This window comes from Thioreductor micantisoli (genome assembly GCF_055392745.1).
The window spans coordinates 1-11,448 of sequence record NZ_AP043760.1 but is presented as its reverse complement, the minus strand read 5'-3'; the positions used below and the strand labels follow the sequence as shown (position 1 = coordinate 11,448).

Annotated in this window: 5 protein-coding genes, 2 tRNA genes and 3 rRNA genes; 8 read left to right on the top strand and 2 right to left on the bottom strand. The window is 36.6% G+C overall.

Annotated elements, in window-relative coordinates; all coding sequences use genetic code 11:
• Both clpP and tig read right to left on the bottom strand, forming a co-directional pair.
• Positions 1-582 carry an ATP-dependent Clp endopeptidase proteolytic subunit ClpP gene (gene clpP / locus ACZ5OA_RS00050; protein ID WP_464907495.1) on the bottom strand — a complete coding sequence of 194 codons (582 nt, stop codon included), beginning with the start codon at positions 580-582 and terminating at the stop codon, positions 1-3.
• 80 nt (positions 583-662) lie between these two features.
• Complete coding sequence (gene tig / locus ACZ5OA_RS00045; RefSeq protein ID WP_464907494.1) at positions 663-1,943, bottom strand: trigger factor; 1,281 nt, start codon at positions 1,941-1,943, stop codon at positions 663-665.
• Positions 1,944-2,019: 76 nt separating this feature from the next.
• Between tig and fliI the strand changes: the two genes are divergently transcribed.
• The 8 genes from fliI (at position 2,020) to rrf (ending at position 11,383) form a co-directional block, all read left to right on the top strand.
• Positions 2,020-3,318, top strand: a complete 1,299-nt coding sequence (gene fliI, locus ACZ5OA_RS00040) for a flagellar protein export ATPase FliI (RefSeq protein ID WP_464907493.1) — start codon at positions 2,020-2,022, stop codon at positions 3,316-3,318.
• 253 nt (positions 3,319-3,571) lie between these two features.
• Positions 3,572-5,350: a molecular chaperone HtpG gene (gene htpG, locus ACZ5OA_RS00035; protein WP_464907492.1), complete on the top strand. Its 1,779-nt coding sequence runs from the start codon at positions 3,572-3,574 to the stop codon at positions 5,348-5,350.
• A gap of 33 nt (positions 5,351-5,383) precedes the next feature.
• Positions 5,384-6,211 carry a PLP-dependent cysteine synthase family protein gene (locus ACZ5OA_RS00030; RefSeq protein WP_464907491.1) on the top strand — a complete coding sequence of 276 codons (828 nt, stop codon included), beginning with the start codon at positions 5,384-5,386 and terminating at the stop codon, positions 6,209-6,211.
• Positions 6,212-6,424: 213 nt separating this feature from the next.
• Positions 6,425-7,919 (top strand): 16S ribosomal RNA (locus ACZ5OA_RS00025).
• A gap of 151 nt (positions 7,920-8,070) precedes the next feature.
• Positions 8,071-8,147 (top strand) — tRNA-Ile (locus tag ACZ5OA_RS00020).
• Between the two features lie 4 nt (positions 8,148-8,151).
• A tRNA-Ala gene (locus tag ACZ5OA_RS00015) sits at positions 8,152-8,227 on the top strand.
• A 99-nt stretch (positions 8,228-8,326) separates the two neighbouring features.
• Positions 8,327-11,199, top strand: a 23S ribosomal RNA gene (locus ACZ5OA_RS00010).
• A 68-nt stretch (positions 11,200-11,267) separates the two neighbouring features.
• Positions 11,268-11,383 (top strand): 5S ribosomal RNA (gene rrf, locus ACZ5OA_RS00005).
• The 16S, 23S and 5S rRNA genes sit together here with 2 tRNA genes alongside, the layout of an rRNA operon.
• Positions 11,384-11,448: the final 65 nt, after the last annotated feature.

Sequence of the window (11,448 nt, the reverse complement as noted above, 5' to 3'; positions counted from 1 at the left end):
TTAATCTTTTTTAGTTAATACCTTGTCAATTAATCCATATTCCACTGCTTCTGCTGCACTCATAAAATTATCTCTTTCAGTATCAGCTTGAATTTTTTTAAGAGTTTTTCCTGAGTTTTTAGCTAAAATTTCGTTTAATTCTTTTTTGATTCTTAATATTTCTCTAGTATGAATTTCAATATCTGTTGCCTGACCCTGCGCACCACCTAATGGTTGATGGATCATAATTCTTGCATGTGGCAAGGCATATCTTTTTCCTTTTTCACCACTACTTAATAGGAATGAACCCATACTTGCAGCTTGTCCCATACAAATAGTTACAACATCTGGTTTTATATAATTCATAGTATCATAAATACTCATACCAGCAGTTACAACTCCACCTGGTGAATTTATATAAAGATAGATGTCTTTTTCTGGGTCTTCTGCTTCTAAAAATAAAAATTGTGAGACTATTAAACTAGCACTTTGATCATTAACTTCTCCGTGAAGCATAATAATTCTATCTTTTAGGAGTCTAGAGTATATATCATAGGCTCTTTCTCCTCTTCCTGTTTTTTCTATGACTGTAGGTATTAACATTTATGTCCTTTAAATTAATTTGTTACAAATTATAAATATTAAAATAGTTTAACATTTATAATCTCCCCAAAGGGAAAAGATTATTTAGCTTTTTTATCTAATAAAGTTGCTAAAAGTTGTTCTTCTACCATACTCATTTTTACAGCAGCTAAAAGATTGTTTTCTTTATAATATTCTAATACTTTTTGTGCATCTTGACCAGCTCTAAGTGCTTCAAAATAGATAACTTGTAAAACTTGATTATCATCAACGTTTACATTTTCTTTTTTAGCTAATTCATCAACTATAAAAGTTAATTTTACTTTTTCGGCTGCTTCTTTTTTAGATTCTTCTCTTAATTCATTTAATTTTTCTTCGTTTGAAGTAAGAGCTTGGATTTCTTCTGGTTTCATTTTTGAAGCTTTTTCATTAATTACAAGTTCAGCTTCTTTTTCAATTATTGAATCTGGTAAATCAAATTCTACAGCTTTAAGTAATTTTTCTACTAATTCTTCTTTTTTAGGAGCAAATACTTCAGCTTTTTTAGTCATTAAAAGTTCTTTTTTAATTTCTTCTTTTAGAGTATCAACTGTTGCATCATCTTTTTGAAGAAGTTTTTTGGCTAATTCATCATCAATTTCAGGAACTTGTTTTGCTCTAATTTCTTTAAGAGTTACTTTGAAAGTCGCTTCTTTTCCAGCTAATTCTTTTGCTTGATATTCTGCTGGGAATGTAACTTTAATCTCTTTTTCTTCTCCAACTTTCATACCAATTAATTGATCTTCAAATCCAGGAATGAATGTATTACTTCCTACTTCTAGTGGATAATCATTTGCTTCACCATTTTCCATTTCTTTATCATCAATATATCCGATGAAATCAACTACAGCAATATCACCTTTTTCTACAGTATCTTTATCAATTTTTACAGGTTCACTTGATTCTTTTGCATAATTAGCAATTTTAGCATCAACATCTGTATCACTAATTTTTGGAAGTTCAACTTCTGGGATTAAATCTTCATAATTTTCGATTGCAACTTCTGGTTTTGAAGAAATTTTGATTTCAATATCAGTTTTTTCTTCACCTCTATCAAATTTAGTGAAAATCGGTTCACCCATAATATCTTCTTGTTTAATATCTAATTGCGTAAGTGCTTCTTGATATTCTTTTTTGATTAATTCATCGATGGCATCTTTTTCAATTTGTTCAGCATACATTTTTTTAACGATTGCTACAGGAACTTTTCCTTTTCTAAATCCATCTACTTTTACTTGTTTAGCAAGTTTTTTAGCTACTTTTTCTTTTTGTACATCTATAATTGAGTTATCAAGTTCGATTTTAATTAAAGCATTTGCTTTATTAATTCTTTCTGTTGTCATCTCTTACCTTTATTTAGTTTTTAATTAGGTATAATATCAAAAAAAATAGTAAATTACAAATTTAAGGGATGAAAATTTGCCATTAAAATCATTAAAAAATAGAATAAAGCGAACTCAACTTTCAAAACCATTTGGAGTTGTTACTAAAATTAATCCTACTAACTTAATAGCTATTGGAATTACTCCAAGTATAGGTGATATTGTGAAAATAGAGGGAAATATTACAACTCTTGGAATGGTAACAAGTTTGGATAGAAGTAGTTTTACTATTACTCCTTTTGGATTTTTGGAAGGGCTTAAAATTAATGATAAAGTTTATATAGATGAAGATGGTATGCAAATTCCAGTAGGAGATGGACTTTTAGGAAGAGTGGTTGATCCTTTTATGAAGCCAATTGATGGTAAAGGAGTTATCGAAACAGATACGAAATATCCAATTATGTCAAAACCAATTTCACCTCTTAAAAGAGGGCTAATTCACGATGTTTTTCCAACAGGAGTGAAAACTATTGATGGTATATTAACTTGTGGAAAAGGACAAAAACTTGGCATTTTTGCCGGAAGTGGAGTTGGAAAATCAACTCTCATGAGTATGATTGTTAGAGGAAGTACTTCACCTATTAAAGTAATTGCATTAATTGGAGAAAGAGGAAGAGAAATACCAGAATTTATAGAAAAAAATTTAGGTGGCAATTTAGAAAATACGGTAATGATAGTCGCTACAAGTGATGATTCTGCTTTAATGAGAAAATATGGCGCTTTTTCTGCAATGGCAGTTGCTGAATATTTCAAAGATAAAGGAATGGATGTTTTATTTATGATGGATAGTATTACAAGATTTGCAATGGCACAAAGAGAAATAGGTCTTGCAATGGGTGAGCCACCTACAAGTAAAGGGTATCCACCAAGTTCGCTTATGTTACTTCCACAACTTATGGAAAGAGCCGGAAAAGAGGATGGTAAAGGTGCAATTACAGCATTTTTTACTGTTTTAGTTGATGGTGATGATATGTCGTCTGACCCCATAGCTGATCAAAGTAGATCAATTTTGGATGGACATATAATTTTAAGTAGAGAGCTTACAGATATGGGTATTTATCCTCCAATTAATATTTTAAACAGTGCAAGTAGAGTTATGGGGGATGTCATTAGTGATGAACATAAAAAAGCTGTGATGAAATTTAAAAAATTGTATGCACTTTATAAAGAAAATGAAGTTTTGATTAGAATTGGTGCTTATACAAAAGGAGTTGATGCTGAACTTGACGAAGCAGTATCTAAAATAGAAAAGATGAAAGGTTTTATGGTACAAGGTGCTGAAGAAATATATTCTTATGACGAGATTGAGAAAATGCTTTTAAGTATAGTTTCATAAATTTTAATAAATAAATAGTAATCTAAAATACTCAACAATAATGCAAATTTTTTAACATTACAAAAAGCTAAAAAGAGAGCGCAAGCGCCCTTTGGGGTTGAAGCACACTTTTTTTAACGCTTTTTTTTGTTAAAATTAGCAGTTGTTTTGTTTATTTAATTACTTTTTTATAAAGTTTAATTAAATAAATAAGAAAACTTGACAATAATATACTAAACTTGTTATAATTAACAAAAAATTCAAGGAGAATTATATGGCTAAACAAGAGTTTAAAACAGAAATAAAACAATTATTACATTTAATGATTCATTCACTATATTCAAATAAGGAAATCTTTTTAAGAGAACTTATCTCAAATTCAAGTGATGCTATTGATAAATTAAAATATTTAACATTAACAGACGATAAGCTAAAATCACTTAAATTTGATCCAAGAATTGATGTTAAAATCGATAATGAAAATAAAACTATTAAAATTAGCGATACTGGTATTGGTATGAATGAAACTGATTTGGTTGAAAATCTTGGAACAATTGCAAAAAGTGGAACAAAAGCATTTTTAGAACAAATTGAAAAAGAAGAAAAAGTTGATAATAATTTAATTGGTCAATTTGGAGTTGGGTTTTATAGTGCATTTATAGTGGCAAAAAAAGTTGAAGTAATTACAAAAAAAGCTGGTGAAAATGAGGCTTATAAATGGATTAGTGAAGGAAATGGTGAATTTGAAATAACTAAAGCCAAAAAAGAAAATTATGGAACTGAAATTACTCTATTTATAAGAGAAGATAGTGAAGAATTTTTAGATGAAAATAAAATAGATAATATCATCAAAAAGTATTCAAATCACATTCCTTATCCAATCTATATGGAAAAAACTAAATATCTTGAAGATGGTAAAACTGAAAAAGAGGTAGCTCAAGTAAATAGTGCAACCGCATTATGGACTAAACCTAAAAAAGAATTAAGTGATGAAGATTATGCATCTTTTTATGAAACAATGGCTCATTCAAATGAAAAACCATTGAAATGGATACATACAAAAGCAGAAGGAACTATTGAATATACAACTTTATTTTATTTACCAAGTAAAGCACCACTTGATTTATATAGAGTAGATTATCAAAGTGGAGTAAAATTGTATATCAAAAGAGTGTTTATTACAGATGATGATAAAGAGTTATTACCAACTTATTTAAGATTTGTTAGAGGAATTATTGATAGTGAAGATTTACCATTAAATGTAAGTAGAGAAATACTTCAAAGTAATCCAATTTTAGCTAAAATTAAAAAAACAAGTATAAAAAATATTTTCAAAATGATTTCTAAACTTGATGATGAAAAATATAAAACTTTCTGGAATGAATTTGGTAAAGTGATGAAAGAAGGTTTAGGGGATTATGAACATCAAGAAAAAATATTAGAACTTTCTAAATTTGATACAAACAAAAGAGAATTTATTAGTTTAGATGAATATATCCAAGCAAATAAAGATGAAAAGGTAATCTATTATTTAGTTGGGAAAAATAAAGAGTTACTTAAAAATTCACCACTTTTAGAAAATCAAGATAAAGAAGTTTTATTATTAAGTGATGAAATTGATGAATTAGTTTTTCCAATGGTAACTAAATATAAAGAGTATGAATTTAAACCACTTAATAAAGAAGAAGTAAAAGATTTAAGTGATGAATACAAAGATTTAGTTGCAAAAGTGAAAGTTAGCTTAGGTGATGAGGTAAAAGAAGTAAAAGTAACAGATAGACTAAAAGAAACTCCAGCTGTTTTAGTATTTGATGAAGACCATAATCCTCAAATGGAAATGATGATGAGACAAATGGGAATGGAAGCACCAAAAGTAAAACCAGTTTTAGAATTGAATCCAAATAGTGATATTATCAAAAAACTAAATGAAAATTATAAAGAAGAAGTTTTAAAAGTTTTGGTTGATGAAGCAAAACTTACACTTGGTTTAGAGCTATCTAATCCAAAAGAATTTATTGATAGAATTAACTCTATACTTAAAAAATCTCTATAATTTTAGTATAATCTCTTCTAAAAAGGAGAGATTATGCACTCTTTCAATACTCCAATAAAAAAATTAAACAATATTTATGTAAAACTTGAATATAAAAATCCAGCAGGAAGTATTAAAGATAGACCTGCAGTTTATATGCTGAGTGACGCTTATAATAAAGGTTACACAGAAATTGTTGAAGCTACAAGTGGAAATACAGGAATAGCATTAGCTTATTATGGAAAATACTTTAATATTAAATCAACTATTTTTATGCCATCTTTTTTTTCTATAGAAAGACAAAAAATAATAAAACTTTATGGCGCTAATTTAATTTTGGTAGATGGAAATATGAGTGATGCTATAAATGAAGCAAAAGAATATGCTAAAAAAAACAGTCTATATTTAACAAATCAGTTTAACAACCCAATGAATGAAATTGCACATATCCAAACGACTGCACCAGAGATTTTAGCACAAGTTCCAAAAATTAATTATTTTGTAGCAGGTGTTGGAAGCGGTGGTACGCTCATGGGAATGGCAAAAAGGTTAAAACCTTATGGAATTAAAATAGTAGCAGTTGAAAGTAAAAACTCATCTCCTTTATATAATAAGATGTTTAATAAAAACAATAATTTAAAATCACATAAGATTCAAGGAATAGGTGCAGGTTTTATTCCTGCAAATATAGATATGAATTATATTGATGATGTTATTTTAGTAGATGATGATGAAGTTATAGAGTTTACAAAACATCTTCCTGACATTGGAATAACAGGAGGAATCAGTACAGCTGCGAATATAATAGCTGCTAAAAAGTTAAAAGGAAATGTAGTTACAGTTGCATCTGATAATATTGAAAGATATTTGAGCTTTTTATAATTTCCCTAGATTAAGGCTTTTCATATATTTTATTAAGAAACTTCATTAAATTTGAAAAGAAAAGAGAAAAAAGACTTGACAAAGGGATTATAATTTACTATAATTCCAGTCCACAAACGCAATAAGCGGTTGAGAGAAATTGAAAGAATTAATGAAAACATATAGATAAGTAACAAACGAAAATTTCTTTGAGTGATTCAAAGGATTAAACTTTTTATGGAGAGTTTGATCCTGGCTCAGAGTGAACGCTGGCGGCATGCCTAACACATGCAAGTCGAACGAGAACGGATCTAACTTCGGTTAGATTGTCAGCTAAGTGGCGCACGGGTGAGTAACACGTAGTTATCTGCCTCACAGTCTGGGATAACAATTGGAAACGATTGCTAATACCGGATATACCCCACGGGGGAAAGCTTTAGTGCTGTGAGATGAGACTGCGACGTATCAGCTAGTTGGTAGGGTAAGAGCCTACCAAGGCTAAGACGCGTAACTGGTCTGAGAGGATGATCAGTCACACTGGAACTGAGACACGGTCCAGACTCCTACGGGAGGCAGCAGTGGGGAATATTGCACAATGGAGGAAACTCTGATGCAGCAATGCCGCGTGGAGGATGACGGATTTCGGTCTGTAAACTCCTTTTATATAGGAAGATAATGACGGTACTATATGAATAAGCACCGGCTAACTCCGTGCCAGCAGCCGCGGTAATACGGAGGGTGCAAGCGTTACTCGGAATCACTGGGCGTAAAGAGCGCGTAGGCTGGTTTGTAAGTTAGAAGTGAAATCCCCCAGCTTAACTGTGGAACTGCTTCTAAAACTGCAGACCTAGAATTTGGGAGAGGTAAGTGGAATTCCTGGTGTAGGGGTGAAATCCGTAGAGATCAGGAGGAATACCGAAAGCGAAGGCGACTTACTGGAACAATATTGACGCTGATGCGCGAAAGCGTGGGGAGCAAACAGGATTAGATACCCTGGTAGTCCACGCCCTAAACGATGGACACTAGTCGTTGCTATAAAGCAGTGACGCAGCTAACGCGATAAGTGTCCCGCCTGGGGAGTACGGTCGCAAGATTAAAACTCAAAGGAATAGACGGGGACCCGAACAAGCGGTGGAGCATGTGGTTTAATTCGAAGATACGCGAAGAACCTTACCTAGGCTTGACATCCCAAGAATCTTTCAGAGATGAGAGAGTGCCTGCTTGCAGGAACTTGGTGACAGGTGCTGCACGGCTGTCGTCAGCTCGTGTCGTGAGATGTTGGGTTAAGTCCCGCAACGAGCGCAACCCCTGTTGTTAGTTGCTAACAGTTCGGCTGAGCACTCTAACAAGACTGCCTGGGTAACCAGGAGGAAGGTGGGGACGACGTCAAGTCATCATGGCCCTTATGCCTAGGGCGACACACGTGCTACAATGGTTAGGATAAAGAGACGCAATACCGCGAGGTGGAGCAAATCTCTAAACCTAATCCCAGTTCGGATTGTAGTCTGCAACTCGACTACATGAAGTTGGAATCGCTAGTAATCGTGGATCAGCCATGCCACGGTGAATACGTTCCCGGGTCTTGTACTCACCGCCCGTCACACCATGGGAGTTGAGTTCACCCAAAGCGGGGATGCCAAATTGGCTACCCTCTACGGTGGGCTCAGCAACTGGGGTGAAGTCGTAACAAGGTAACCGTAGGAGAACCTGCGGTTGGATCACCTCCTTTCTAGAGGAAAGAAGAAGAGATTTATTTCTCTTCTTTCGAGATATAGAGAAAACTATTCAAATCGACAATAAATAAAACTTTGACACTCAAAGGAAAATAGTTTGTTACTTAATTATATGTTTTAAGCTTAAAGCTTATCATGGGTACATTTGGGACTATAGCTCAGCTGGTTAGAGTGCACCCCTGATAAGGGTGAGGTCCCAGGTTCAAGTCCTGGTAGTCCCACCAGAGTGGGGAATTAGCTCAGCTGGGAGAGCGCCTGCCTTGCACGCAGGAGGTCAGCGGTTCGATCCCGCTATTCTCCACCACTTTTAAATTAGATAACTGCGGTTATTTAATTTAAGAGCGAAAAACTCTTAAAAAGTTAATTGAAAATTAGTTGTTAAAAGTCTTGTCAAATAAAGAATTAAGAAGTTATAAAGGGCGTATGGTGAATGCCTAGGCTAACAGAGGCGATGAAGGACGTGTTAGGCTGCGAAAAGCTACGTGGAGCTGCCAAAGAGCTTTGATACGTAGATGTCCGAATGGGGAAACCCGGCTAATGGAGACATTAGTCACCCGCAAGGGAGTTAACCTGGTGAAGTGAAACATCTCAGTAGCCAGAGGAAGAGAAATCAAACGAGATTCCGAAAGTAGCGGCGAGCGAAATCGGATTAGCCCGATATTATGTAGCATATTATATAACTGAATTAGCTGGGAAGCTAAACTATAAAAGGTGATAGTCCTGTAAGTGAAATATGAAATGTGAGACTAAATAATATCCTAGTGAGTAAGTCGGAACACGTGAAATTCTGACTGAACATGGGGGGACCACCCTCCAAGGCTAAATACTACTTGTTAGACCGATAGTGAACCAGTACCGTGAGGGAAAGGTGAAAAGAACCCCAGTGAGGGGAGTGAAATAGAACCTGAAACCATATGCCTACAATCATTCAGAGCCGTATTGTTTATCAACGGTGATGGACTGCCTTTTGCATAATGAGCCTGCGAGTTATGGTGTCTGGCGAGGTTAAGCGAATGCGAAGCCGAAGCGAAAGCGAGTCTGAATAGGGCGATTAGTCAGATGCTGTAGACCCGAAGCTGAGTGATCTATCCATGAGCAGGTTGAAGCGGGTGTAAAAGCCCGTGGAGGACCGAACCGGTAAGTGTTGAAAAACTTTCGGATGACTTGTGGATAGGGGTGAAAGGCCAATCAAACTCAGTGATAGCTGGTTCTCTCCGAAATGCATTTAGGTGCAGCGTCAAGACGTAGCCATAAGGGGTAGAGCTCTGATAGGGCTAGGGCGACCTACAGTTGTACCAAACCCTGTCAAACTTCGAATACTTATGGTGGAATCTTGGCAGTGAGGCGTAGGGTGATAAAATCCTATGTCAAGAGGGGAACAACCCAGACTACCAATTAAGGTCCCAAAGTGATAACTAAGTGGAAAAGGAGGTTTTTCTGCTTAGACAACCAGGAGGTTGGCTTAGAAGCAGCCATCCTTTAAAGAAAGCGTAACAGCTCACTGGTCGAGCGGAAAAGCGCCGAAAATATAACGGGGCTAAAGTTATCCACCGAAATTGTAGATTCCTGCTGGTCAGGAGTGGTAGGAGAGCGTTCTTGTCAGCGATGAAGCTATACCGGTAAGGAGTAGTGGAGCGGCAAGAAGTGAGCATGCAGGCATGAGTAGCGATAAAAGGAGTGAGAATCTCCTTCGTCGAAAACCCAAGGATTCCTACACTATGCTCGTCAGTGTAGGGTTAGTCGGGACCTAAGGTGAGGCCGAAAGGCGTAATCGATGGAAAACTGGTTAATATTCCAGTACCCACTAATAATGAGGTGATGGGAGGACGCATAGGGCTAAGTACTGTTATCTGATGGAATAGGTAACCGAAGGGAGTAGTTGGTATAGTAGGCAAATCCGCTATACAATACAACGATACCTGATAGGCTTTCAATCTTCTTCGGAGGAGCGAAAGTGAGTATGATGCCGTCGTGCCAAGAAAAGTCTCTAAACCGTTTGAATTATTAGTGGCCCGTACCGTAAACCGACACAGGTGGGTGAGATGAGTATTCTAAGACGCGTGGAAGAACCCTGGTTAAGGAACTCTGCAAACTAGCACCGTATCTTCGGTATAAGGTGTGCCCACTATGAGAGTAGTGGGTCGCAGTGAAAAGTCCCTGCCGACTGTTTAGCAAAAACACAGCACTCTGCTAACTCGCAAGAGGATGTATAGGGTGTGACGCCTGCCCGGTGCTGGAAGGTTAAAGGGATCTGTTAGCGCAAGCGAAGCAGTGAACTGAAGCCCCAGTAAACGGCGGCCGTAACTATAACGGTCCTAAGGTAGCGAAATTCCTTGTCGGTTAAATACCGACCTGCATGAATGGCGTAACGAGTTGGGAGCTGTCTCGACCAGGGATCCAGTGAAATTGTAGTGGAGGTGAAAATTCCTCCTACCCGCGGCAAGACGGAAAGACCCCGTGGACCTTTACTACAGCTTGACATTGCAATCGGGATATCTATGTGCAGGATAGGTGGGAGGCTTTGAAGATAGGACGCCAGTTCTATCTGAGCTACCCTTGAGATACCACCCTTAGGTATTTTGGTTGCTAACTCGCTTGTTTACAGCAAGGAGGACATTGTCTGGTGGGTAGTTTGACTGGGGCGGTCGCCTCCTAAAGAGTAACGGAGGCTTACAAAGGTTGGCTCAAACCGGATGGAAATCGGTTGTAGAGTATAAAGGCATAAGCCAGCCTGACTGCGAGAGAGACATTTCGAGCAGAGACGAAAGTCGGTCTTAGTGATCCGGTGGTTCTGTGTGGAAGGACCATCGCTCAAAGGATAAAAGGTACCCCGGGGATAACAGGCTGATCTCCCCCAAGAGCTCATATCGACGGGGAGGTTTGGCACCTCGATGTCGGCTCATCGCATCCTGGGGCTGGAGCAGGTCCCAAGGGTATGGCTGTTCGCCATTTAAAGCGGTACGCGAGCTGGGTTCAGAACGTCGTGAGACAGTTCGGTCCCTATCTGCCGTGGGCGTAGGAAAGTTGAGGAGAGCTGTCCCTAGTACGAGAGGACCGGGATGGACGAATCTCTGGTGTACCAGTTGTCCTGCCAAGGGCATCGCTGGGTAGCTATATTCGGATGTGATAAGAGCTGAAAGCATCTAAGCACGAAGCCAACTCCAAGATTAACTTTCCCTGAAGGTCGCATGAAGACTACATGCTTGATAGGTTGGATGTGTAATTGCAGTAATGCATTTAGCTGACCAATACTAATAGACCGTTTGACTTTTTAATTCAGACAAGACTTTTATCAACTAATTTATATACAATTAAACAATTTGACTCAAGAGTCATTATATTTGTTTAGTGGGTATAGCGTTAGGGTTACACCTTGTTCCATTTCGAACCAAGTAGTTAAGCCTTTCTGCGCTGATGATACTGCCTCCTACGGAGGTGGAAAAGTAAGCCCCTGCTAAACAATTATAATGACTCTTTTTTAATAGATGTTTTACTTAACATAATATAATACAAACTCCTCTTATT